The organism is Geotalea uraniireducens (assembly GCF_027943965.1).
Taxonomy (GTDB): domain Bacteria; phylum Desulfobacterota; class Desulfuromonadia; order Geobacterales; family Geobacteraceae; genus Geobacter; species Geobacter uraniireducens.
On sequence record NZ_AP027151.1, the window covers coordinates 1,173,837 to 1,197,994 of the forward strand.

The window sequence follows — 24,158 nt, forward strand, 5'->3', positions numbered from 1 at the left end:
TGTCCCGTGGGGGGCGGAAGGAGTGACGGATGAAGTCGATCGGCGAATCGTTTGCGTTTAGAAACAGGGGGAAGGTGGGATTCGTGCTGGCGGCGCCGCTGGTGCTGCTGCTGCTGGTGAGTTATCCGACGGTGGGCGAGAACACCACCGCCGGCATCGCCCTCAATGTGGCCGGCTGGCTGGTCTTTGGCCTCTACGTCACCTTCCGTCTCTGGGCGACGCTGTTCATCGGCTCGCGCAAGGATACCGAGCTGCAGTCGGAGGGGCCGTACTCGATCACCAGAAACCCGTTGTACTTCGGCACCTTTTGCTTTGCCCTCTCTACCGTGCTATTATTGAAAAGCCTTACCCTGGCGTTCGTTGTGCTGGTCGGCTTCTTTTTCTACTCCCGTTTCGTCGTCCGGGCCGAAGAGCGGTTCCTGGCCGGCAAGTTCGGCGAGCAGTTCGCCCGTTACTGCCACGGGACGCCGCGCTTCGTCCCCGCACTTTCCCGCTTTCGTTCGCCGGAGACGGTGACGGTCAGCCTGCGCGCCTGCCGGGCCGAGGCGAAGCGGCTCTGGACCGCCTTCCTCTTTCCCGTTGCCGTGGAGATCATGCTGCAGTTGCGGATGTCCGCCCACTGGCCCCACTGGTTCCGGCTGCCGTAGGCGGCAATCTCCCGATAAGGAACGGCATGCGCATTTTACTCGTAGAAGACGATCCGATGCTCGGCGACGCCCTGCGCCACTCGCTCCGCCAGGAGGGGTTCACCACCGACTGGGCGCGTGACGCCGAAGAGGCCGAACTGGCGCTCGCCACCGGCGAGTACGGACTTCTCCTCCTCGACCTTGGCCTCCCCGGCAAGGGGGGGCTCGAACTGCTGGCGGAGTTGCGGAAAAAAGAGAGCCCGCTGCCGGTGATCATCCTTACTGCCCGGGACGCCGTCGCCGACCGGATCAGGGGGCTCGACGGCGGCGCCGACGACTACCTGGTGAAACCGTTCGATGCCGACGAGTTGGCGGCCCGGATTCGGGCGCTGCAGCGGCGGCAGGCGGGGCGCGCCGCGCCGCTTGTCAGCCACGGTCCGCTGCTGCTCAATCCCGCCACCCGCGAGCTCTTCTGCGACGGCGAGCGGGTGACCCTCTCCGCCCGGGAGTATGTCATCCTGGCCGCCCTCATGGAGCGCCCCGGGGCACTTCTTTCCCGGACCGCCCTGGAAGAGCGCCTTTACGGCTGGGGCGAGGAGGTGGAGAGCAACGCCGTGGAGGTCCACATCCATAACCTGCGGAAGAAGATCGGCGCCGGGCAGATCCGCACCGTCCGCGGCGTCGGCTACATGCTGGCGGGTGCGCCGTGACCTCAATCAACCGCCGGCTCCTGGTCCTGCTGCTCGGCGGCCTGCTGGTCGCCGGTCTGCTGGCCGGCGCCGCCACCTATCTCAAGGCCCGGGAAGAGCTGGACGAGCTGTTCGATTACCAGCTCGAACAGGTAGCCCGGGCGTTCTCCCGCCAGGAAAGCATCGCGCCGCTCCCCTCCTCCGGCATCAACTACGAAGAGGAGTCCGAGATCGCGGTGCAGGTCTGGAAGGGGGGGACCCAGCTGTTCTCCTCCCATCGGGGGCGGACCATCCCCCCCCAGCCGCCGGGGATCAAGACCGTCTATTTCCGGCATCATCACTGGCGGGTCTTCGTCCTCCGCGATGCCGGCCGCGACATCCAGGTGTCCCAGCCGATCGAGGCGCGGCGGGAACTGAGCGTTATCTTCGCCGCCCGGACCATCGTCCCGCTGCTGTTGACCGTCCCCGTGCTGGCTCTGCTGATCTGGCTGGCGGTCCGCTATGCCCTCCGGCCACTGACCGGGATTGCCGACGAACTGGGCCGGCGCTCGGCCGCCTCCCTCGACCCGCTCCCCGACCGCGAGCTGCCCGACGAGATCCGCCCGCTGGTAGAGCGGCTCAATGACCTTTTGCAGCGCCTTACCCACGCCTTCGACGCCCAGCAGCGCTTTGTCGCCGACGCCGCCCACGAGCTGCGCACGCCGCTGACTGCCGTCGGCCTGCAGCTGCGGGTCCTGGAGCGGAGCGCCGGCGAGGCGGAACGGCAGGAAGCCCTGGCCCGGCTGAAGGAAGGGGTCGACCGGGCGGCCCGGCTGGTCGGCCAGCTGCTCGCCCTGGCCCGGCTTGGCCCCGAGGCGCCTTCGGCCGTTGCGCCGGTCGACCTGGCCGGACTGGTCGGCGAGGTGGTCGCCGAGCGGGCGCGCCTCGCCCTGGAAAAAGGGGTCGACCTGGGGATTACCGCCAGCGAGTCGCTGACCGTCACCGGCGAAGAGGAGGCGCTCCGGGCGCTGGTCGGCAACCTGGTCGACAATGCAGTCCGCCATACCCCGCCCGGGGGGACGGTGGACGTGGCGGTGCGCCGGGCCGGAAACGAGGCGGTCATCCAGGTAACCGATACTGGTCCCGGGATTCCGCCGGCCGAGCGGGAGCGGGTGTTCGACCGCTTTTACCGGCGCGGGAAGGACGGGACCGGCAGCGGCCTCGGCCTGGCGATCGTCAAGTCGGCTGTCGAACGGCACGGCGGCAGCATCCGCCTCGATGCCGGGGCGGCCGGCCACGGCCTGCAGGTGACGGTCGAATTCCCCCTGGCCGCCGCGGCGCCGGCTGAGCACTAGCCCGGCGAGGCGGCGGGAGGCGCTATGGGGACGATAAACGAGCTGCTGGTGAACATCGAACAGTATCGCCTCCTCGGCTACGCGGCGGTATTCCTCCTCTCCTTTCTCGAATCGCTCGCATTTGTCGGCACGGTGGTCCCCGGGGCGCTCTTCGTCGTTTTTGCCGGCTCGCTGGCGGCCAAGGGTTTCTTCGATCTCGGCGACCTGTTCTGGTTCGCCGCCGCCGGAGCCATCCTGGGGGACGGCGTCAGTTTCCGCCTTGGTCGGCGGAGCACCATCTACTTCAGCGAGACGAACCGGCTCTTCAAACCGAGCCGCTTGGCGCGGGGACAGGAGTTCTTCGCCCGCTACGGCGGTGCCAGCGTGCTGTTCGGCCGGTTCAACGGCCTGATCCGGGCCGTCGTACCGTTTGTCGCCGGCGTGGCCGGGATGGCGGCCGGCCGGTTTTACCTCTGGAACGTCAGTGGGGCCGTCGCCTGGGCTGCGTCGCATCTGGTGGCCGGTTACCTGCTCGGGACGGCCTGGCGGACCGTCGAGGTCTGGACCACCCGCTTCGGCGCCCTCCTGGCGGCGCTAGTGCTCGTGATACTCGGCGTCTACCTGCTGAAGCGCTTTTTCGTGCGCCGGGGCCGGCTGCTCCTCGCCTTTGCCGGTTCGTTGCTCGGCTCCGTCGGCGAGGCGATTATTACCAATCCGGACGTGCGCACGTTCGTCGCCGCCCATCCCCGGCTCTGTGCCTTCCTGGCCCAGCGGTTCGACCGGCAGCGCTTTGCCGGCCTCCCCCTCACCCTGCTCGGCGTCTCCTTCCTTTATGTCCTGCTGCTCCTTGGCGGGGTCATCGAAGACCTGCTGGCCAGCGATCCGATCGTCGCCGTGGACACCCGGCTCGACAATCTCCTCTTCGCCTTCCGCGAGCCGACGATGGTCAAGCTGTTCCTCTGGGTGAGCCAGCTGGGCCGGGGGACCATCGTCGTGGCGGTGGCGCTGACGGTCTGCGGCATCCTGGCGCTCTGGCGGCGCCAGCGTTACATCCTGCCGTTTCTGGTGACTCTCGGTGGCAGCACTGCCACGGCGCTGCTCGGCAAGGTCGCCTTCCAGCGCCCCCGGCCGGCGGGGGTTGCCGTCTACCGTGAATGGTCCTACTCCTTCCCGAGCGGGCATGCCGTCATTGCCACCGCCCTCTATGGCTTCGTCGTCTACCTGCTCTGGCGGCGGACGGCGCAGTGGGGACAACGACTCAACATCTTCTTCGCCGGTCTCGTGCTGATGCTGGCGCTCGGTTTCAGTCGGCTCTACCTGGGGGTTCACTTCCTGAGCGACGTGCTGGGGGGATACCTGCTTGGGCTGCTCTGGTTGATTATTGGCGTCTCGTTTGCCGAGTGGCGCCGCGCCGAATGGGGGCCGGTCTCCGCCGCCGTTCCGTTCCGCTCGCGGGCGGCGGGCGCCGTACTGTTAGTCGGGCTGCTGGCGTTCTTCATCCGGACCGGCATGCGTGCCCTGCCGGCAATCCTTCCCGCCAACGGCGCCGCAGCCGCCACGGTTACCGTCCCGGCGGCGGCGATCGCCGAAGGCCTCAGCCGCAATCGGCTGCCGCCTTACACCGAGAGCATTGCCGGGGACAAACAACAACCGCTCAGCCTTGTCGTCGCTGCCGGCAACGAAGGGGCGCTGACGGCGGCGCTCCGGAGCGGCGGCTGGTTGCCGGTCGAGCCGGTCTCGTTCACCACCGTGGCCCGGGCGGCCTGGCAGGCGCTTGGCGGCGGTTTTCCCCCGGTCGCTCCCGTTGCGCCGGCTTTCTGGGCCGGCCGGCCGAACGACTTCGGCTTTGCCCGCCCGCTGGCGCTCGCCGGGGGAAAGCCGGGGCGCGAGGAGGCGCGGTTCTGGCGGACTCCCCTCCGGACGAATGGCGCGGCGGTCTACGTGGGGGTGGCGGAGCGGATCGTTGGCTACGAGTGGGGGCTGTTCCCGCGCCTGGGGGCTGACCTCGACCGGGCCCGGGACGATCTGGTCCGGAGCCTGGCCGGCTCCGGAGTGGTGGCTGTCTCCCGCAAGATCGCCCTGTCGCCGCCGATGACGGGGGAGACGCTGGCCGGCACCCCGTTTTTCAGCGACGGTGCGGCCTGGTTCGTCGAGATCCGGCCGTAGGGTTCAGTCCTGGAGGATCTTCCGGGCGTAGGCCAGCAGGAAGATCGGCATCAGGATCGTCCCGAGGAGCGCTTCCGAGCAGATGAGGAATTTGGGCCAGAAGCCGGTCAGCTCCTGGGCGTTGCCGAGTCCCAGGGTGGTGAAGGAGATGACCGAGTAGTAGAAGCCGTTGCCGAGGCTGCTGGCGAGGGGGGTGCCGCTGCCGTAGAAGTGGAGGAAGAAGCCGATCCCCCAGAGGGTGATAATGACGAGGAGGGTGATGAAGGGGCGCTTCCATTTCAGGCCGTAGCCGAAGATCAGGTCCTTGAAGAACCAGTCGTAGAAGCGGAAGAGCCGGCTCGCCTGGAGGAGATGGCGGCGGCAGACCATCTCCTGGTACTGGTATTCGTCGGCCTCGATGAAATAGCCGTGCCCCTTGAGCAGCTGGCGGATCGCGGCATTCACTTCGGCGGCCTTGAGCCAGAGCGGCAGCAGCTCGACGATGTACCAGTCGTCACCCTCCTGCCGGGCGTTGGCCGGCGGCTGCTTCGAACTTTTGGCCGCCAGTTGCTCGCCGGGGGTGCCGAAGGTGGTGAAGTGGTTAATCCGCATCCCCGCCAGTTCGGCGTTGGCCAGCAAGGCGCCATGGAAGGCGGTCGCATAGCATTTGGCGTCGCCGAAGCCGGCCTGTTTCAGCCGGGCCCGGTCGAAGCGGACCATCGAACAGTCCGTCCCGGCAAAGCTGGCATTATCCAGCTGCGCCCCGTCGAAGCGGGCGAACTGGCACTCCGCTCCGGCGAAGGTGGCCTCCCGGCAGTTCGCCTGGGCAAAGCGGGTCTCCAGGCAGCGGGCGGCGCGAAAGTCGGCACCGCTCAGCTCGGCGCCGGTAAAATCGGCGTTTTCCAGGTGCGCACCGAGGAAGCTGGCCCCGCGGCAGTCGGCCCCGCGCAGATCGACCGGCTCGCGGATCGAGTACTGCGCCGGCGGGAGAGGAAGCACCGCTTCCAGGCCGGCGGCGGCCAGCTCCGCCATGGTCCGGCGGAAGAGCGGCTCGGCGCTCTTCTCCCAGGCCGCCCGCAGCCGGGGGCGCTTTTTCTCCCAGTCGACCGGCGGCTCGGACTGATCCGCTGGCCTGGCGAGCAGGGCCGCGACTTCGGCGAGCCGTTGCCGGAGGAACTCCCCGAAGCTGGGGCACCCATCAAGGGCCGCCGGGTCGTGCGGGGGGGCAAGCCACCGCTCCCGGAGTCTCTCCAGCTCTGCTGCGCTGTATTGCGCCATGGCCATTCGTCTTTCCCGTTCAGAATTTCGCGTCGAAGAGGATGCTCGGGACAATCCGCTCGTAATCGAAATAGCTGATGTTCGACTTGTTGCGATAGTAGAGGACTCGCAGGCTCAGGCCGTACTGCTCGGCAAAATAGGTCGCCGCGGTCACGGCGACGGTGTAGGTGGTGTCGGCGCGGCGGGTGCTGATCGGATAGGGGAAATCGGCGGCGTAATCCTTGTCCTGGATCTCTCCGTAGACGTCGAAGAGCGAGTCGTGGGGGAGGATCAGGCTCAGCTCGGAAAACCACTTGTTGCCGCTGTAGGTCAGATACTCCCGCCGGGTATCGTCTTCGTCGTGGGTGTAGCCGACCCTGAGGAGGGCGGCGGCCCCGAGGGGGATGTTCTGGCTGATTCCCACCAGGTTGTTGCCGCTGCTCCGGTCGGCGTTGGTGGTGTAGATGGAGACATTACGGTAGACGGTGTCGCGGTAGCGGTAATCGATGGCGGTTGAAAAGCCGCTCCCCTCCTGGATGATCAGCGACGGCCCGACGATGTGGAAGGTGTCGAAGGTATCCCCCCCCACCAGCAGATGATGGAAGGCGTAATATCCGCGCAAGGAGAGTCGCGGCGTCAGGCGGTAGCCTCCGGACAGCTCGACGAAATTCTGGGTCATGTTGAAATCGTCGAGTTCGAAATGGCAGCTCTGGAAGAAGGAGTAGGTGAGGGCGGCGTCGGCCCGCTCGTCCTTCAGCAGGGCGAGGTTGGCCCGGAGGCCGGCCACCCAGCGGCCGTCCTTCGTCTTTTCCGCCCCCTGGATGGCGACCCCCTCGGCTACCAGCGGGACATTGGTGTCGTACTGAAAGCCGGTGGTCACCTTGCCGCTCAACCGTTTCCCCGTCGGTTCACCCTTGGTCAGCTCCGGGAGCGGGTAGAAGGCGAACTGGGTCAGGTTGAGCAGCCAGGGGCGCTCCTCCACCCCGTTCCGGGCGCCGGCCGGTGCTGCCGCCGGTGCTTCGCCGGCCGCGCGCAGCGGGCGAGGAAAAAGCAGGAGGATCAGGAGCAGGGCGGCGCAGAACTGTTTCATGACGGGCTCCTTGGCGAGGTGATCTCCATGGTCGGCCGCCGCGGCCGCTCAGGCGTCGTTCTTCTTCGGCAGCGGGCAGGCCCCGGTGAAGCGAAGGGCCAGCACCGTGATATCGTCGGACTGGGGCGTCTCGTTGGCGAAACGCCGGACCTCCTCGCGGATGGCGTGGACAATGGTGGTAGTGCTTTCCCCCGCCCGGCCGGCAAAGGCTTCGCGTAGCCGCTCTTCGCCGAACATCGCCGCCTCTCGGTTCTTTGCTTCGGTGACCCCGTCGGTGTAGAGGAGTATCACGTCGTGGGGGCGGAGAGCCAGGGAGCGCGCTTCGTACTTCATGTCGGCCATCGGCACGAGGACGAAGCCGGGCGGCAGCGCCATGAACTCCACTCCGCGCTCGGCGGTACAGAGCAGGGGCGGATTATGCCCGGCGTTGGCGATCGTCAGCTCGCCGCTCACCGTGTCGAGGACGGCGCAGAAGACGGTGACGAACATGCAGTTCTCGTTGTCCGGAGCGAGCAGGTCGTTCACCCGGGTGAGAATTTCGTCGGGGGGGATGCCGCGCAGCGCCTCGGTCTTGAGCAGGGTCTTGGCCACCATCATGTAGAGGGCCGCCGGCACCCCCTTGTCCGAGACGTCGGCGATCAGGAAGCAGAGGTGGCGGTCGTCGACGAAGAAGAAATCGTAGAAGTCGCCGCCTACCTCCTTGGCCGGGTCCATCACCGCGAAAATGTCCACCTCGGGGCGGTTGGGGAAGGCGGGGAAGGTCCGGGGGAGCAGGCTCGCCTGGATGTCGGTGGCCACCTTCAGCTCGCTCTGGATCCGCTCTTTGGCCGCGGTGGTTTCGGTCAGCTGGCGGATGTATTCCTTGAGGGAATCCCGCATGGTGAAGAAGGCCTGGGCCAGCATCCCTACCTCGTCCCTGGTTCGCACCGGCGGCAGCTCGGCGTCGAAGTCGCCGGAAGCGATCACTTCGGTCGCTGCGGCCAGCCCCCGCAGCGGCGTGGTGATCGAGCGGGCGATGAAGACCACCGCCACCGTGAGCAGCAGGATTCCCGCCAGTCCCATGGCGGCCATGGTGATGCTCAGGGAGCGCACTTCAGCCAGGAACTCCGCCTTGGGGAAGACCACCGCCAGGGTCCAGCCGGTGGAGGGGACCGGCGCGTAATACATCCAGCTCTCCACTCCCTGCAGGTCGGTATAGGGGATGAACCCTTCTTCGCCCCGGATCATCCGCCGGCCGATCTCCCGGAGGCGGGGATTGTGGTTGGTCTCAGCGAGGCTGAAGATCGACTCGTTCATGATCATCGCCGCGTTCGGGTGGGTCAGGATCGCACCGTTGCGCGAGAGGAGGAAGGCATAGCCGGTCTTGAGTACCTTGATGGAGCCGACGAGTTGGGTCAGCCACTGCAGGGAGACGTCGACCGTCACCACTCCCCGCAGCCGCCGGTTTTTGTCGACCCCCGAGTAGAAAGGAGTCGAGCAGCTGGTCATGAGGATGTTCCCCCCGCCGACGTCGAAGTAGGGCTCGGTCCATTCCTGGCGGCCCAGTTCCCGGGCGATCTGGTACCAGTCCTGGCGCAGATAATCGTAGGAATCTTCCGGGACGTAGACGATCCGTCCCCGGTTCTTGTAAAAATAGGGGGCAAAGGGGGGCCGGGCCGGCGGGTTGCCGTTGGGTTCGAAGGCGGCGCAAGCGCCGTACACCTCGGAGTTTCTCTCCACCGTCGAGCGGAGCAGGGCGAAGATCTCCTCTTCCCGGTAGCTGCCGGTTTCCAGGGCGAGGGCCGTCCCTTCGTTAACCTTGGCGACCGATGCCAGCACCGTCTCCACCCGGTTCACCGAAGAGCGGACGACGTCACGGGCGCTTTCCTGCAACCCCTTTTCCAACAGCAGCCGGGAACGGTAATAGTTGTATCCCAGGGTGACGGCAAAGATCAGGGTGCTGCAGACGGAAAAGACGAGGATCAGCTTGAAGGCAATGCTCCTAGTGACTGGCATCGGACCTCCAGACAAACTCCCGGTAGCCGGGAGCGGAGCGGACGATCCGGTCGCGCTGCAGTTCCCGGGTCACCGTCGCATAGTCGGCCGGTTGCAGCCGGCCGATCGGGCCGTTCCCGCCACAGGGAAGGATCAGATCGCGCATCCGGGCGAGCATCCACTGTTGCTGCGCCCGGTTGGCCGGGACGCCGGCTTCGCGCATCTGGCGCATGACGAGGTCGATCGCCTCGTCCGGGTGGGCAAAGGCATACGCCCACCCTTCCAGAGAGGCCTGGACGAAGCCGCTCACCAGCTGCGGGTCGCGGCGGCAGGTCGCCTCCAGCGTGTAGAGTCCGTCCTCGGGGTAGTTGATGCCGTAATCCTGGAGGAAAAAGACCCGCAGTTCGTCCGGGTCGACCCCCGAGTCGAGGATGGTGTGGTACTCGTTGTACCACATGGCCGAGGCCACATCGACGCCGCCACGCAGGAAGAGGTTGACGGTATAGGATTGGGGGACTTCCTTGACCTTCAGGTGGTACTTTTCGAAGAAGGCCCGGGGAGGGATGGCGAAATCGCCCCCCCAGAGCCCTACCTTCTTGCCGTTCATCTCTGCCGGGGCCTTGATGCCGCTCGATTTTTTGGTCACCAGGAGCATGGACGAGCGCTGGACGATCTGCGCCACGTTTACCAGCGGCACTCCCTTGGCGCGCTGCTGGAGGGCGGTGGTCAGCCAGAGCAGGGCGAAGTCGGCCCGGCCGCTGCGCAGGTAGTCGGTGGCACAGACATCTGGCCCGCCTGCGAGGATGGTGAGATCAATGCCGTGCCGGCGATAGAACCCCTTGTCCAGGGCTACGTAGTAGCCGGCGAACTGGGCCTGGGGACTCCAGAGAGGGACGAAGGAGGCCTTCTTGAGTGCGGCGGCCCCGGCTGCGCCCGGCAACACCAGGGCGGCCAGGAGCACTGCGCATACGTGCCTCCTCCAGAGCGTCCCCATGGCTTACCCCTCTGCTCCGGCGCCTTTCCGGCGCATGACGAAGATGTTCCGATTGCGGTCCCCGTCCCGTTCGTAATTGAAATCATCGACCCCGTTCAGTGCCAGGAAGATGCCGAGCCCGCCCGGCTCCCGTTCCTCGATGGGGCGCGCCAGCTCTTCGGCCTCCGGCAGCTTCAGACTGCGCGGATCGAAGGCGGCTCCGGTATCTTCGATGATGATGGTGAGGGCGTTGTCCGCCATCTCCCCCCGGATGACTACCTCGCCGGACAGGCCGGCCTCCTGGTAACCGTGGAGGATGATGTTGGTGGCGAATTCATCCACGGCGAGCCGCAGGTTGTAGGCGGCCTTGCTGTCGAGGCCGGCGGCGGCTGCCGCCCGCTTCACATAGTCGCCGATCTTGGCCAGCGAGTCGAGGGTGTCGGGTACGATCAAGGTTTCCATGGTGCTCCCTTGTTGGGCCGGAATGTACCCGGGCTAGCCTTCCTGGTAACTGTCCTGGATGTACACGCTCTGGTGAAAGCCGCTCATCTCCAGGGTGCTGAGGACCGGACCCTGGCTGCCGATGACGTAGATCGGCACTCCGCTCCCCATCTTCTGCTTGGCGAAGATGAGGACCCGTAATCCGGCGCTGGCGAGGAACTCCAGCTCGTGCATGTTGAGAACCAGCCGCTGGGCGTTCTGGGCGGCCGCCTGCTCGATGGTTTCCTTGAAGATGCCGGCGACGCTGGCGTCCAGCTCTCCCTTGAGAGTGATGTTGGCGACGCCGTTGACGACTTCCATGGTCGATTGAAAGGCCATTACCTTCCTCCTTGTCCGATGTGGGTATGCTATCTGCCGATCAGCACCGCGCAGGCCCGCGAGGCGAGCTGGAAGCTGTGCTGGTCGGCCAGAACCGGTTCCTCGCCCGGGGCGAACGAATCTTCGGGCGCCGTCATGCCGGTGTTGACCGCCACGTGCCAACGCCGGTCGCCGGGGGGGAGGGGGAGCCCGAAGGTGAGCGGTTCCCAGTAGGCGTTCAGAGCCACGTAGATACAGTCTTCCCACTGCTGGTCGGCGCCGCTGTGCTGGCCGCAGAGCATGAAGGCGATGACCCGGCTCCCCTCGGACCAGTCGGCCTGCCAGGGGGTGACGCCGTGCCAGCTGATGTCGGCATGGGGGCCGGGCTCATGGTAGCCGTCGCAGATGTGGCGGTTGAGCCGCAGCACCGGGTGGTTCCGGCGCAGGGCGATCAGCTGCCGGGCGAAGCGGAACAGCTCGCCGTGCTTCTCCACCAGCCCCCAGTCGAGCCAGTTGAGCTCGCTGTCGTGACAGTAGGCATTGTTGTTCCCCCCCTGGCTTCGGCCGATCTCGTCTCCCATCAGGATCATCGGGACCCCGTGGCTGACCAGCAGCAGGGTCAAGGCGTTCTTGATCAGCCGCCGGCGGAGGGCGTTTACCCCTGGGTCGGCGGTTTCCCCCTCCCAGCCGCAGTTCCAGCTCCGGTTTTCGCTCTCGCCGTCCCGGTTTCCTTCGCCGTTGGCCTCGTTGTGCTTGCCGTCATAGGCGAAGAGGTCATAGAGGGTGAAGCCGTCGTGGCAGGTGATGAAGTTGATCGAGGCGGTGGGGCCCCGGCCGTTCCAGCCGTAGAGGTCCGGGGAACCCTGGAGGCGCTGGGCGATGGCGCCGACCATCCCTGCGTCGGAGCGGAGGAAGCGGCGCACGTCGTCGCGGAACTTGCCGTTCCACTCCGCCCAGCGGCCATAGGCGGGGAAGGAGCCCACCTGGTAAAGTCCGCCGGCATCCCACGCCTCGGCGATCAGCTTGCATTTGCCGAGCACCGGATCGAAGGCGAGAGTTTCCAGCAGCGGCGGGTTGGGGAGAGGCGCGCCCCACGGGTCGCGGCCGAGGATTGCCGCCAGATCGAAGCGGAAACCGTCGATATGGTACTCGGCGGCCCAGTAGCGGAGGCAATCCAGGACGATGTTGCGGACGATCGGATTGTTGCAGTTGAGGGTGTTGCCGCAGCCGGAGAAGTTGAAATAATACCCCTGGGGGGTGAGCATGTAATAGGTCCGGTTATCGATGCCGCGGAAAGAGATGGTCGGGCCGTGCTCATTCCCCTCGGCGGTATGGTTGAACACCACGTCGAGGATCACCTCGATGCCGTTTTTGTGCAGCTCCTTCACCATGGTCTTGAATTCGTCCACCTGCATGCCGAACCGGCCGGTAGCGGCGAAACCGGCCTTCGGGGCAAAGAAGCCCACCGTGCTGTAACCCCAGTAATTGTAAAGGGTCTGGCCGGTCTCCCCGTTGGTCCGGCTGTTCTCGAATTCGTCGAACTCGAACACCGGCATCAGCTCCAGGCAGTTGATGCCCAGTTCCTTCAGGTAGGGGATCTTCTCCCGGATCGCCGCGTAGGTCCCCGGATACTTGGAGCCGGAAGAGGGGTGGCGGGTGAAGCTGCGGACATGCGCCTCGTAGATCACCAGCTCTTCCATCGGGATTTCGAGGGGGCGGTCATCCTCCCAGTCGAAGTCCTCGAAAACCAGCCGCCCCCGGTGGGGGAACGGTTCGTCCCAATCGGGCGCCGCGCCCCAGACATCCCGGCCGCCGATCGCCTTGGCATAGGGGTCGAGGAGGATTTTGCTCCTGTCGAAACGGTGTCCGGCAGCCGGATCGAACGGTCCATCCATCCGGAACCCGTACTCGATCCGCTCGCAATCCAGGTCGAAGACGATCATGCTCCAGACGTGGCCGATGCGGAAGGAGTCGGGAAAGGGAATTTCCACCAACGGTTCCCGCTCCCCCTTTTCGAACAGCACCAGGGTGCAGGAAACGGCATGGCTGGAAAAGACCGAGAAGTTCACCCCGCCGGGCACCAGGGTGGCGCCGAAGGGGAACGACTTCCCCGGCCGGACCCGGAACCCGGCGAGGGTGTGGGTCGGGTAGAAATCGATCCGCCGGTCGAGGCCGCCGGCAGGTTCCGCGGAGAGTGGGGTCGGCTGCGTCATCTCCCCTCCTCAGTCAAGGGCCTTCAGCCCTGCTTCCAGGGAGTCGGCGGTTATGAAGAAGTTGAGGAAGCCGGTCATGGCCATGGTATCCCGAATCTCCTCCGAGAGCCCCACCAGCGCAACCTTGCCGCTCCGGGCGGTGGCCTGCCGGTAGAGCAAAAGTAGGGTCCGCAACCCGGCGCTCGACAGGTACGAGACTCCGCTCATCTCCAGCAGCAGCTTGCCGGTCCGCTCGAATACCGGCAGGAGCTGCGCCTGGGCCTGGGGCGCGGTTTTGCCGTCGATTTCGCCGCAGATGACTGCCACCGCCCGTCCGTCTTTCATGTCAATCTCGATATTCATCGCAACTACCTTCCTTTCAGCGTGCCGGGCTGATGGTCGCCTTGACCCGGAGCGCCGATGCCGAGGCGGGGAGCCGGACGGTGAGCGCCTCCGGATCGAAGTGGGGATAGGGGGCGCCGTCGATTTCCACCGCGGTGAGCCGTACGCTTCCCGGCGGCAGGATATCGGGGGCCACCCGCAGAATCCGGTCGCGGAAGCCGTCGGCTTTCGGTTTGAAATAGAACGCCATCGGCTCTTTGGCGATGAGCAGATTGGAGTAAACCGCAGCCAGGTAGCAGAGCTCCATGGAATGGTAGCCGCTCATCGAATGGCTCCCCTTGAAGCGTTCGTTCCCCAGCAGATAGGGGGTCCCGCTCGCCAGGACGTTGAAGTAGACCCCGCCGTCGTCGCGATCGAGGAAGAAGGCGTTATAGAACGCCGCCGCCTCCCGGGCATGCCGCAGGTACTCTGCGTCGCCCTGCACGCCGCGGAGGATCAGGTAGGCGAGGATCGCCTGTTCCTGTTGCCACCATGCCTTGCGGTCGTGCCAGACGAAGCGGTGCTGCTCCTCGCCGGGACCGCGGAGCCGTTCCACGACATCGTACCAGCCGCCCCGCTGCTGGTCGCTCCCCACCGCCGGCATCAGCTCGGCGATCTTTCGCGCCAGGTTCAGGTAGCTCTCCTTGGCCCGGAGCGAATGCATCCGCATCAGGTTCCAGGCGATCTTCAGGTTGTGGCCGACCACCGCCCGGTTCTGCTGCCATCCCCAGGTGGTGTCCGGCCGCCAGTCCTCGTAAAAGCGCTCCTGGACGAAGGGGCTCCGCTCGTAGTCCGGGAAATGCTCGGCGATGGTGTCGAAGGTATACTCCAGGAAGTCGGCGTACTTCTCCTCGCCGGTGGCCAGCCAGAGATTGACCAGGTAGGCGGGGGCGTGGTCCCCCACGGAGTTCCAGTTCTTCTTTGCCCGGTTATTCCCCTTGTCGAGGGTCGACGAGCGGGGATCGAGGGTGATCGGATCGATGTGGGAAAAATAGCCTCCCCGGTCGTTATCCTTGTAGTACTTCTCGAAGAGGTCGATGGTCTTTTCGATGTCGAAGAGGATGCGCGGGTCGCCGGTGATGCGGAAGGTCTGGGTTGGCCCGGCCAGGGCGTAAATCTGTTCGTACATCGGGATGGAGTCGTAGTCGTCGCCAAACTCGGAAGTGAGGAGTTTCAGTTCCCGGTCCCCTTCCACCTTGATGCCGTGATACCAGTAGATCAGGTCTTCGTCCCGGTCGTAGAAGCGCATATGGTCGCGCAGGTATTCGGTGCCCCGCTCGGCCCCCTCCAGGAAACGCTCCTCGCCGGTCAGCAGATAGGCCGAGGCAAAGCCGTAGACCAGCCGGGAGATGGTATCGGTTTCCTGGAGGTAGTCCCCTTTCTTCTCTCCGGCCAGGTGGAGGAACGTCCGGTATTCCCGGTAGTCGATGGGGGATTCCGGGTAGGAAAATTGCCAGTTGAGGTAACTGTCGGCGATGGAGTGGACCTGGGAAACCCACCAGTCGGGCTCTTCGTGGCGGTAGCGGTCGGGGGCGTCGCCGGGAAAGATCATCGATTTGACCTCGAACCGGTGTTGCTCCCCCTCGGGGTAGAAGATGCCGTAGGCGAAGACCAGTTCTCCCGGGGTGAGCAGTTCACCGAGCCGACCGGTGGCGTCGATATACCCCTCGCCGAGATTCTGCACCATCCGGGCGTAGGCGTTTTCCGTCAGGTGGGCGATGAATTCCCGGCCGTCGGACGTCTTGAGGGTAAAGGACCGCTCGGCACGGTTGAATGCGGTGACGTAGCCGGCGATGGTGTCGGAAAAGGTGAATCGGATGTCGTTCATGGCTGCCTTCCCTCCTGTAGCAGACTGTCAGTGCTGGATTGTTCAGTGGCCATCTGTCGACCGGCGACTGGCCGCCATTATTCCGGGCCACCCCCGGCAAGTTCCACGATCCGGCCGTCCGGGTCGCGAATCCAGGCCACCCGCCACTTCCCCGGCTGCTCGCCCAGTTCCAGCGGACCGAGGGTGAGCGCTGCGGCCGGGCCGATGGCAGCCAGGGTCGCGTCGAGATCGGCGACCCGGAAGGCGAGATGGCGAAAGCCGGGATAGTTCGGGCCGTCCGCCTCGGGGAAGGGCGCCGGCGCCGGCGCCCCGGCGGGAAAGAGCTCCAGGGTGAGCCCGCCGTGGCGCAGAAAAATAATCTCCCGCTCGCCGAGCCGCAGGCTTCGCTCCCGGCGGAAGCCGAAGTGGGTGACGTAGAAATGCTCGGTGGCCAGCGGCTCGCGGCAGGTGAGGCCGAGATGGTCGAACTGGGGAGTCGTCACGGTGCCGGTCTTCTCCGTCATTGCCGGTCGCGGAGCAGCTCGATGATCCGGCGGGCGAAGAGATGGCAGTGCCCGCCGCTGCGGGCGGTCACCAGATCGCCGTCGACCACCACGTCCTCATCCACGTACTCGGCACCCATGTTCCGGGCATCGCCCAGCAGGTTGTTATGGACCACCAGGCGTCGGCCCCGCACCAGTTCGGGGGCCGGGGCGGCCAGCCACAACCCGTGGCAGATGATCCCCTTGATGATCGATTCCTCGGCGAAGGCCCGTTTCAGGAACTCCACCGCCGGCGGCAGCCGGGCAATATCCTCGGTGTAGCGCAGCCGGTCGGCCACCATCCCGGCCGGGACGATGACCGCCGCGTACTCTCTGAGTGCCGCGTCGTCCATCCCCTCGAAGGAACCGTTCACTTCGAGGGGAATCTGGTACTCGTGCCCCCGGAAGGTGAGCGACGGCTGTCCCCAGAGCCGGGTGAGGAGCCGCACTTCCGCCCCCTCTTCGGGAAAGCGGCGCTGGTAGTAGAAGATCTCCGGCTCGTAGAAATCGCTCTCCATCAGGACGGCGATCTTTTTTCCCTGCAGGGTCATCGTTTCCCTCCTGCGGCGCGTGGCGCCCGGTGCTTATTCCCCCATCGGCTCTGGTACCGGCCGGCGGGGGCTGAAAACGTCGATGGCTATCGAATCCTCCATCATCCTGAAGCGGTGGGGGACATTGGCCGGGATGAAATAGCAGTCGCCGGCCCTGAGCAACTGCGTCTCGTTGCCGATGGTCACTTCGAACGACCCCTTGAGAATGTAGCCGAACTGTTCCTCGGGATGGTCGTGGACCGGCGAGATGGTTCCCGCCGGGGTCTGCCAGTGCAGGGCGTTCATCGCTCCCGAGCCTTGCAGGTCGGTCAGGCGGATGCCGTAGCCAAAGGCGATTTCCGCGAGCTTTTCATGAAAAACGAACATCGGTCGCTACCTCTCTCCCGGGCTTTCTTACCGGAGCACCCGGACGATGCGGAAGCCCAGGTCGCAGTAATAGGTGTAGGGCCAGTTGGTGTTGGTGTGATAGGTGGTCCAGGGGAAGTTGTTGGCGTAGACGAGCCAGGAACCGCCCCGGCGCTGCCGGTAGACCCCGGAGGTGTCGTTGACCGGATTGATCCGCTTGGCGGCGCTGGTGTAGTCCTTGAAGTAGGTGTACGGGGCGTAGTAGTCCTGGACCCAGTCGGAGGTGTTCCCTCCCATGTCGTAGAACCCCAGGTAGCTCTTCCCCAGTTCGTAACTTCCCACATCCATCGTTCCCAGCCCGCTCCGGTAGTTCATGTAGGTGCTGAGCAGCGGATCGTTCAGATACTCCTGGATCGCCGTCGCATAATCGCTTTCCCAGGCGAGGGGGCGCCGTTTCGCACTCATGTTGTCGGCGTCGAACCGGGCGGCATATTCCCATTCGGCCTCGGTCGGCAGGCGATAGCCGGGATAGCCGTAGAAACGCTTGACGCCGTTGAAGGTGCACGACCAGTCCTGGAGGTTATAGAGCTGGGTGAGTCCCATCCATTCGCTGAGGATGTTGCAGTAGAAGGCGGCGCCGTACCAGGTGACGTACACGGCGGGGCGCTTCTCCATGCCTGGCTTGACGATGAACCTGTTGTCGGAGAATGCGATCTCGGCGGGCTTCCCTTCGTAGTTGGCGTCGAGCATGTACAGATTCTGGGAGTCCCCCTCGCGGTTCTTGACGGAAACGTTGCCGGCATATTCCCCGGTCAGGTAGCCCTTGTTGAGGGCGTAGTTGAGCATGGCGCAGAATTGGGCGTTGGTCACCTGGTACTTGCCCATCTGGAAGTCGTCGGTCAGGGTAATGGTGTGGATCGGGCCGGCCGGTCCCGGGACGTAATTGTTCCCGGCGGGGAGTTCGCCGGGGTAGGGGGGGAGTCCGGTATAGGTGTCGAAGCCGATTTTGGCACTGCCGGCCGGAACGGTGATCATGGCCGGCAGCTCGGTGATGCTGCCGCTTCCCTGGACGGTGGTCGAGCTATCTGAGCCGCACCCCGCCACCAAGAGGGTTACGGCGGTTATCAGCAGCAGCGTCAGAAAGCTATTCCTTGCTTCCGACATGGGGACCTCCTGCGAATCGCCACACGGCGCAGCGGGTAAAAAGCGGAATCAGGATTGCCCAGAGCACCGCAATGGTCCCCAGGCTGGCCACGGTCGGCGGGCGCAGGGCCAACAGCCCCATCCGCGCGGCGTTGCCGTAGATGAGAAACGAAAAGCACACGCCGACGGTGACCGCCGTGAGTACGTTCCGGTTCAAGAGCCGCCAGAAGAAATAGAGCATGAAGCCGAAGTTGAGCCAGAGCGCGAGAATCCATTCCGGGCAAAAGGGGGCCGGAAGCAGCCAGCGGGCCTCCTCCCGGACGCGATAGACCTGGAAGAACCCCAAGGCGGAATCGGTGCCGAAGCCGACTGCCGCCACCGCCAGGGCAACGAACAGTCGTGCCGATTTTTGCTCGGTCATTGGCAGGAGCACGGCGACCAGCAGGCCGAAGAAGATGAGACCGAGCCACGGTATTCCCCGCAGGGCGCCCTGGTAGGACGCGAGGGCGGTGACGAAGAACAACAGGGTGTTCAGTTTCTGGAAGGTTGCCTGTTTCATGGAGCCTCGGGGGGCGGCGCGGCGGTTTGCCGCTCCGCCCGATGCCGCGGAACGATGGGGCGGTTCCGTCCAGCCGGCGTTATTCCTGATCGTAGAGCTTGAACGGCATGACGCACTCTTCGTCGATGACCACGTTGATGACCGACGGTCGGTCCGACGCCAGCGCTTCCTTGAAGGCGGGCTCGAACTGGCCGATGTTTTCGACCAGGAAGCCGTTGGCGCCGCACAGCCTGGCGTATTCGGCAAAGTCCGGGCCGAGGAGGTGGTTGAAGACCTCTTTGCCGTGAGCCACCAGGTTGAACAGCTTGATGATGTTGAATTCGCTGTTATTGAAGATGATCCAGATGATCGGTATCCGGTTCTGCACCGCGGTCATCAGCTCGAAGCCGGCCATCTGGTAGCAGCCGTCGCCGCAGCCGACGATCACCCGCCGGTCGGGAGCCGCCAGTTGAGCGCCGATGGCCGCGTTGGTGTGGGATGCCATCGGCCCGAAGCTGCCCGGGTTCTTGTAGGTCTGCCCGCCGTTCAGCTGCATGTGGGCGGCAAGCCAGATCATGTGGGCGCCGGCGTCGCCGAGAACGATGGCCCGGTCGGGCACCAGGCGGCCGATTTCCCGCGCCAGCTGGCCGGGATGGACCTTGTTCCCTTCGTAAGGGATGGGCTGCAGGCAGTGGCGATCGATGACCGGCCGAGCCTGTTCCCGGACGGTGATCCGGGAGGCGAGGGCGGCGGTGAGCTTGGTGATCGCCGGCTTGACGTCGGCGACCATGGAAAAGTCGTTCTTGAACACCTTGCCGATCTCGTGGGGGTCGATGTTGATCTGCATGAGGACTTTATTGTCGAAGATGTCCTCCTGGAATTTCCAGGCCTGCCACTTGGCGAAGGAGTTGCCGACGGCCAGGACGACGTCGGCTTCCTTCAACGCCTGGCGCGCGCCCGGATCGCCACAGGTGCCCGGCATCCCGACCGATAGCGGGTGATTGTCGGGGATGATCCCCTTGGCGTCCATGGTGGTGATGAAGGGGAGCTGGAACCGTTCGACGAAGGCGCGCAGTTCAGGGCCGGCATTGCTCAGCACGCAGCCGAAGCCGAAGTAGGCGACGACCTTCTTTTTTGCCGCCAGGGCTTGGGCGAGGTATTCGGCGAACAGCTCCACGTCCTTGTCCAGCGGGGTGACCGGCTTGACGTTGAGCGAGATGTCGCGGTGCCATGTCGTCTCCATGGCCGCCACGTCGTAGGGAATGTCAATGTGGACCGGTCCCGGTCTCCCCTCGCAGGCGAGGTTCACCGCTTCCTCGAAGAGATCGCAGACCTGTTCGGGCCGCTCGATGAGATAGGTCTTCTTGGTGGTGGCACTGAACATCGCCTGGGAGTTCGGGGTGCGGTTCAACCCCGTCACTTCCCCCAGATCCCCCTTACCCCGCCATTTTCGGGGGGCGTAAGAGGCGATGGAGAGCATCGGGTAGGCGCCCGAATAGGCCATGCCGACCCCGGAGAAGAAGTTGAAGGAGCCCGGCCCCCCCTGGGCATTGCAGACACCGAGCTTGCCGGAAAACATCGCATAGCCGTAAGCCATGAAAGAGGCGGCCTGTTCGTGCCGGACCATTATCGTCCTGATCTTTTCGGATTCCGCAAAGGCGAAGAGCATGTCCCCCGAGCCCTGCCCCGAGCCGGAGAAGACTGCATCGACGCCGATGGATTCGAGCATTTTCACCATTGACTGCGCAACGTTCATGTAATCGCTCCTTTTTCCGGAACTGCCGGATCGGCCGCTTTTAGCGCTCGGCGAGGATGCTCACCAGTTTCTGGCCGTAGGCGATGGACGATTCCACCGAAAGGGCGGTGACGAACGGCCAGTCGAAGACCACGCAGGGGTTTTCCCGGTTGGCCTGCTCGTCGGCGACGCAGGCGCCGGCGGGGCCGACCGCATCGGTGACCACATCCTGCAGCGGCAGCAGGAAGCCGGGGGTAACCACGTCGGTCCCCTGGTTATCGGGGGACGTCTCCGCCAGGGTGTAGCTCAGCTCGAAGTCGAAGTCCCAGGCCCGCGGATGGGCGGTCGATTTCTTGCCGTAGAGGACGCTCCGGAAAGCGTTGGCCGGATTGCGGGTGAAGGCGAGGGCGCCGACGGAATAGCAGATGGCGCCGATCAACTTGTTGCTGTTGAAGGCGTCGAGGATAAGTTTGTGGACCTTGGGATTGTTGGTGATATCGAGGCAGACGCCGGGGCCGCCGGTGAGGACGATGGCGTCATAATCGGCCATCTTGGCGTCGGCGATTTTGATCGGGGCGTTCCATTCTGGGCCGGCGAGGATTTCCCGGACCCGGCTGCAGACTTCGGGAGGATTGACCTTGTAGTGCTGGAGGGGATCGTCGAAGTCGGGGTCGACGCTCAGGGCAAAGGGGAGCGGCTTCTTGCCGAGGGGGGTTGCCATGGTGACGGTGTAACCCGCCTTTTTCAGGGCGTCCCAGGGAGCCTGCAGCTCTTCGGCCCATGCACCATAATTCGTTGCCACCACGAGAACTTTCTTAGCCATGTCTTCCTCCTTTTGTTAGGTACGGATCGGAACTTCGATCAAGGCTTATTGTCGAGGCGCTGCCGGGGAGCAGGGGCTATTCGGCCTTTTCTCCGGGGAGCCCGTGACGAACGGGGCTGAAGACGTCAATTGCTTCGGTGGCGCCGATGGCCGTGAAGCAGTGGGGGACGTCCGCCGGGATGAAGTAGCAGTCGCCGGCCGTGAGGGTTGCCGTCTCCGTGCCGATGGTCATTTCGAACCCGCCGCGGATGACGTAGCCGAACTGCTCCTGGGGATGGTGATGGCTCGGCACCGTGCTGCGGTCGGCCATGTCCCAGTGCAGAACATTCATGTTGGCGCCGGCGCCGAGCGACTTCAACCGGACGCCGTTGCCGAGGTCCGTTTCCACCAGTTTCTCATGGAAACAAAACATGGGGTTCCTCCTTGGTTGCGATTGCCTGGTCCGGCCGGAAGCAACGGCACCTTTCCCGATGGCAGATTTCCGGGATCACGGCGCCGGAACGATGCCGATGGGGAACAGCGCCGGTGGATGAAACAGGCATTTGCAGGAATTTACTGCGACATTTCGCTGGAGACTGGCGGCCGTCACTGGCCTCTTGCTCGCGAAGCCCAGCATGCTTCGGCAAGGAAACTGCAGTCTATGGTTAAATATTATCGACATATAATTTTTAAATTTTAACAAAAAGTGCCGCGCTGGCGCTTTAGGGCGGCTGCGACGCATTATGGCGATACCGGGCCGCCCGCTGTCTGCTGCCGATTTTTGTAACCCGGCCCGCTGCCACGGCAGTGCATTTTATGGCCGCGGCAATGTTACGTGGCCGAAACAAAAGACATAAATGAGCCGATGATGCTGTCGGGCCCTTGTGCCCCGGCAATCTCCATCGGTGGGAAGTATGGTCGTCGGGGCAATGAGCTGCCCACTGCAGCCACAGCATGGATCGGCGTAAAATATAAATGTCGATAATTAAGTTTAACGCATCATGTATACCCTACCGAAGCGAGGTGTCAACCGGAAGTCCCGAATTCTCCGGGACGAACTGATCTTTTTTCGTCCCTCCGTCCCTGTGACCAATTGCCCGTTTTGCCGGAACCGTCCGGTTCCCGGGCGGCCGATCCCCGCCGGGCCATGTTCAGTTGCCCGGTTTTCCGGCGACCTGCCACTGATTTAGGCAATCGTTATGTTTTTATGTATATAACAGATAGGCGCCGCAAAGCTATTGTAGCGATATTACGATATTTTTTTGCGGTGGCACGCTTGGCACGATGTATGAACCATCAGCTGCTCAGGGGGACCTCTCGTCCCGGGAGACCCGATTCGCCTCAGTCTTCCGCCAGACAGTTGCCTCTCCTTTGCGAAGGGGGGCCTGGCCTCGCGAAAGATCTCCAGTAAGGAGGGACCTGTCATGACCGATCACCGTGCCGTTGTCCGCTTGCGGCATCCGGCGGGAGGAGGCCAGGGATGCGCCTGATTACCGTGGCCGGTCCGCCGTCGTCGGGGAAGACCGCCATCATCTGCAAGGCCGCCGAGGCGCTGCGGGCGGAGGGGGTGTCGGTCGGGGTGGTCAAGTTCGACTGCCTCTCCTCCGGCGACCAGGCACTCTACGAGCGGCGCGGCATTCCGGCCCGCACCGGCCTGTCGGGCAACCTCTGTCCCGACCATTTTTTCGTCAGCAATATCGAGGAGTGTCTCGCCTGGGGGGTGCGGAGCGGCTTCGACCTGTTGATCAGCGAGAGCGCTGGCCTCTGCAACCGCTGCGCCCCTCACATCAAGGACGTCTGCGCCGTCTGCGTCATCGACAACCTGAGCGGGGTGGAGACGCCGCGCAAGATCGGGCCGATGCTGAAAATGGCCGACATCGTGGTGGTCACCAAGGGTGACATCGTCTCCCAGGCCGAACGGGAGGTGTTTGCCCATCGGGTCCGCCAGGTCAATGCCGGGGCGGTGATCATCCACGTCAACGGTCTGACCGGCCAGGGGGGGCACGAATTGGGGCGGTTGTTGCGAGGCGCGGCGCCGGTGGTCGCGGTGGAGGGGCGGTTGCTCCGCTTTTCGATGCCGGCGGCCCTCTGTTCCTACTGTCTCGGCCAGCGCCGGATCGGCGCCGACTTCCAGATGGGGAACGTCAAGAAAATGGAGCTGGAATAATGCCGATGAAGACGCCGTACGCCGATCTGCCGCTCGAGCGGCTGTTCCACGAGCATCCCCACGTCCGGGACTTCCTCGCCGCGCTGGGACTGGCGGAACTTCCCGCCGGGCCGACCTTGGCGAGCTGTCTGGCGGCCCTGGACGAGGAGCGGTTGGAGGACGTGGGGCTGGAGCGGCAGGAACTGCTGGCGAGGTTTGCCGCTTACATGGAAGGGGTGGAGCGGCTGCTCCGGCCCCAGCGGGCGACGATCGGTTCGGTGACGGTGATCGGCGGCCGCGACAAGAGCGGCGCCGCGGAAAACTTCACCCTGGAGCTTCGCCCCGGCGAAGTGACCTGCATCGTCGGCCCGACCGGTTCGGGGAAGAGCCGCTTCCTTGCCGACATCGAATGGCTTGCCCAGGGGGACAGTCCCACCGGTCGGCGGGTGCTGATCAACGGGGCGGTTCCCGACCCGGGACGCCGCTACGCCGTCGACCAGAAGCTGGTTGCCCAGCTCTCCCAGAACATGAACTTCGTCATGGACCTCTCCGCCGAAGAGTTCATCAGCCTCCACGCCGAAAGCCGGATGGTGGCCGAGCCGGCGGCTGTCACCCGGACGATCCTCGACTTGGCCAACAGTCTGGCCGGCGAGCAGTTCACCCCGGCCACCCCGGTCACCGCCCTCTCCGGCGGCCAGTCCCGGGCGCTGATGATCGCCGACGTCGCCTGCCTGAGCAGCTCGCCGATCGTCCTGATCGACGAGATCGAGAACGCCGGCATCGACCGGAAACGGGCGCTGGCCCTGTTGGCCGACCGGGACAAGATCATCCTGATGGCCACCCACGACCCGATCCTCGCCCTGATGGGGGAGCGGCGGCTGGTCTTCAAAAACGGCGGCGTGGCCCGGATCATCGCTACCAGCGCGGCGGAGCGGGCCAATCTCGCCCGCTTCGAGGAGATGGACGCCCGGCTTACCGCCGTGCGGCACGCCCTGCGTAACGGCGAGGAGATCGCCGGGGAGTTCTGAGCCATTCCCCCTTCGATCTCCCCCGATGACTCGGCCTGCGTCCGCTCCCCGCATGGGCGGCAGGCCTTGCGTGCAGAAGAATT

General features: G+C 64.9%; 23 protein-coding genes. 6 read left to right on the forward strand and 17 right to left on the reverse strand.

Features of this window, described 5'->3' with window-relative positions; all coding sequences use genetic code 11:
* Positions 1 to 29 precede the first annotated feature (29 nt).
* Genes QMN23_RS05545 through QMN23_RS05560 form a run of 4 tightly spaced genes read left to right on the forward strand, consistent with a single transcriptional unit; the run spans position 30 to position 4,794 of the window.
* Entirely contained in the window at positions 30 to 647 is a 618-nt protein-coding gene (locus QMN23_RS05545) for a methyltransferase family protein (protein ID WP_282002443.1), read from the forward strand.
* A gap of 26 nt (positions 648 to 673) precedes the next feature.
* Positions 674 to 1,336 carry a response regulator gene (locus QMN23_RS05550; RefSeq protein WP_282002445.1) on the forward strand — a complete coding sequence of 221 codons (663 nt, stop codon included), beginning with the start codon at positions 674 to 676 and terminating at the stop codon, positions 1,334 to 1,336.
* Positions 1,333 to 2,649, forward strand: a complete 1,317-nt coding sequence (locus tag QMN23_RS05555) for a sensor histidine kinase (protein ID WP_282002447.1) — start codon at positions 1,333 to 1,335, stop codon at positions 2,647 to 2,649. The genes QMN23_RS05550 and QMN23_RS05555 overlap by 4 nt, the downstream gene beginning before the upstream one ends.
* 24 nt (positions 2,650 to 2,673) lie before the next feature.
* Positions 2,674 to 4,794 carry a bifunctional DedA family/phosphatase PAP2 family protein gene (locus QMN23_RS05560; RefSeq protein WP_282002449.1) on the forward strand — a complete coding sequence of 707 codons (2,121 nt, stop codon included), beginning with the start codon at positions 2,674 to 2,676 and terminating at the stop codon, positions 4,792 to 4,794.
* A 3-nt stretch (positions 4,795 to 4,797) separates the two neighbouring features.
* Here QMN23_RS05560 and QMN23_RS05565 read toward each other — a convergent pair whose 3' ends face one another.
* The 17 genes from QMN23_RS05565 to QMN23_RS05645 form a co-directional block, all read right to left on the reverse strand.
* The gene (locus QMN23_RS05565) at positions 4,798 to 6,057 is read right to left on the reverse strand and encodes a pentapeptide repeat-containing protein (RefSeq protein ID WP_282002451.1); all 1,260 of its coding nucleotides are present in this window, start codon (positions 6,055 to 6,057) and stop codon (positions 4,798 to 4,800) included.
* Between the two features lie 13 nt (positions 6,058 to 6,070).
* Positions 6,071 to 7,120, reverse strand: coding sequence for a hypothetical protein (locus QMN23_RS05570; protein ID WP_282002453.1), 1,050 nt, complete (start codon positions 7,118 to 7,120; stop codon positions 6,071 to 6,073).
* A gap of 48 nt (positions 7,121 to 7,168) precedes the next feature.
* The gene (locus QMN23_RS05575; protein WP_282002455.1) at positions 7,169 to 9,115 is read right to left on the reverse strand and encodes a SpoIIE family protein phosphatase; all 1,947 of its coding nucleotides are present in this window, start codon (positions 9,113 to 9,115) and stop codon (positions 7,169 to 7,171) included.
* On the reverse strand, positions 9,102 to 10,088 hold the full coding sequence (locus tag QMN23_RS05580) for an ABC transporter substrate-binding protein (protein ID WP_282002457.1): 987 nt from the start codon (positions 10,086 to 10,088) through the stop codon (positions 9,102 to 9,104). Before QMN23_RS05580 ends, QMN23_RS05575 begins: the two co-directional genes overlap by 14 nt.
* 3 nt (positions 10,089 to 10,091) lie before the next feature.
* Complete coding sequence (locus QMN23_RS05585) at positions 10,092 to 10,529, reverse strand: ATP-binding protein (RefSeq protein WP_282002459.1); 438 nt, start codon at positions 10,527 to 10,529, stop codon at positions 10,092 to 10,094.
* Positions 10,530 to 10,562: 33 nt separating this feature from the next.
* Positions 10,563 to 10,886: an STAS domain-containing protein gene (locus QMN23_RS05590; RefSeq protein ID WP_282002461.1), complete on the reverse strand. Its 324-nt coding sequence runs from the start codon at positions 10,884 to 10,886 to the stop codon at positions 10,563 to 10,565.
* Between the two features lie 29 nt (positions 10,887 to 10,915).
* A complete protein-coding gene (glgX, locus tag QMN23_RS05595) occupies positions 10,916 to 13,078 on the reverse strand; it encodes a glycogen debranching protein GlgX (RefSeq protein WP_282002463.1) in 2,163 nt (720 codons plus the stop codon).
* A 9-nt stretch (positions 13,079 to 13,087) separates the two neighbouring features.
* Positions 13,088 to 13,420 (reverse strand): anti-sigma factor antagonist, encoded by a 333-nt coding sequence (locus tag QMN23_RS05600; RefSeq protein ID WP_282002465.1) that lies wholly within the window; start codon positions 13,418 to 13,420, stop codon positions 13,088 to 13,090.
* 16 nt (positions 13,421 to 13,436) lie between these two features.
* Positions 13,437 to 15,266 (reverse strand): AGE family epimerase/isomerase, encoded by a 1,830-nt coding sequence (locus QMN23_RS05605; protein ID WP_282002467.1) that lies wholly within the window; start codon positions 15,264 to 15,266, stop codon positions 13,437 to 13,439.
* A gap of 77 nt (positions 15,267 to 15,343) precedes the next feature.
* Complete coding sequence (locus QMN23_RS05610) at positions 15,344 to 15,769, reverse strand: VOC family protein (RefSeq protein ID WP_282002469.1); 426 nt, start codon at positions 15,767 to 15,769, stop codon at positions 15,344 to 15,346.
* Positions 15,766 to 16,338, reverse strand: coding sequence for a DJ-1/PfpI family protein (locus QMN23_RS05615; RefSeq protein WP_282002471.1), 573 nt, complete (start codon positions 16,336 to 16,338; stop codon positions 15,766 to 15,768). Before QMN23_RS05615 ends, QMN23_RS05610 begins: the two co-directional genes overlap by 4 nt.
* Before the next feature lie 33 nt (positions 16,339 to 16,371).
* On the reverse strand, positions 16,372 to 16,704 hold the full coding sequence (locus tag QMN23_RS05620; RefSeq protein WP_282002473.1) for a cupin domain-containing protein: 333 nt from the start codon (positions 16,702 to 16,704) through the stop codon (positions 16,372 to 16,374).
* Between the two features lie 27 nt (positions 16,705 to 16,731).
* On the reverse strand, positions 16,732 to 17,847 hold the full coding sequence (locus QMN23_RS05625; RefSeq protein ID WP_282002475.1) for a formylglycine-generating enzyme family protein: 1,116 nt from the start codon (positions 17,845 to 17,847) through the stop codon (positions 16,732 to 16,734).
* Positions 17,828 to 18,385, reverse strand: coding sequence for a DUF2878 domain-containing protein (locus QMN23_RS05630; RefSeq protein ID WP_282002477.1), 558 nt, complete (start codon positions 18,383 to 18,385; stop codon positions 17,828 to 17,830). The genes QMN23_RS05625 and QMN23_RS05630 overlap by 20 nt, the downstream gene beginning before the upstream one ends.
* A 79-nt stretch (positions 18,386 to 18,464) precedes the next feature.
* The gene (locus tag QMN23_RS05635; protein WP_282002478.1) at positions 18,465 to 20,120 is read right to left on the reverse strand and encodes a thiamine pyrophosphate-binding protein; all 1,656 of its coding nucleotides are present in this window, start codon (positions 20,118 to 20,120) and stop codon (positions 18,465 to 18,467) included.
* 40 nt (positions 20,121 to 20,160) lie between these two features.
* Positions 20,161 to 20,922: a DJ-1/PfpI family protein gene (locus tag QMN23_RS05640; protein ID WP_282002479.1), complete on the reverse strand. Its 762-nt coding sequence runs from the start codon at positions 20,920 to 20,922 to the stop codon at positions 20,161 to 20,163.
* A gap of 76 nt (positions 20,923 to 20,998) precedes the next feature.
* Positions 20,999 to 21,334 (reverse strand): cupin domain-containing protein, encoded by a 336-nt coding sequence (locus tag QMN23_RS05645; protein WP_282002481.1) that lies wholly within the window; start codon positions 21,332 to 21,334, stop codon positions 20,999 to 21,001.
* A 1,047-nt stretch (positions 21,335 to 22,381) separates the two neighbouring features.
* Here QMN23_RS05645 and QMN23_RS05650 point away from each other — a divergent pair.
* Positions 22,382 to 23,068 (forward strand): GTP-binding protein, encoded by a 687-nt coding sequence (locus QMN23_RS05650; RefSeq protein ID WP_282002482.1) that lies wholly within the window; start codon positions 22,382 to 22,384, stop codon positions 23,066 to 23,068.
* A complete protein-coding gene (locus tag QMN23_RS05655; RefSeq protein WP_282002483.1) occupies positions 23,068 to 24,075 on the forward strand; it encodes an ATP-binding cassette domain-containing protein in 1,008 nt (335 codons plus the stop codon). Before QMN23_RS05650 ends, QMN23_RS05655 begins: the two co-directional genes overlap by 1 nt.
* The last annotated feature ends 83 nt before the right edge of the window (positions 24,076 to 24,158 follow it).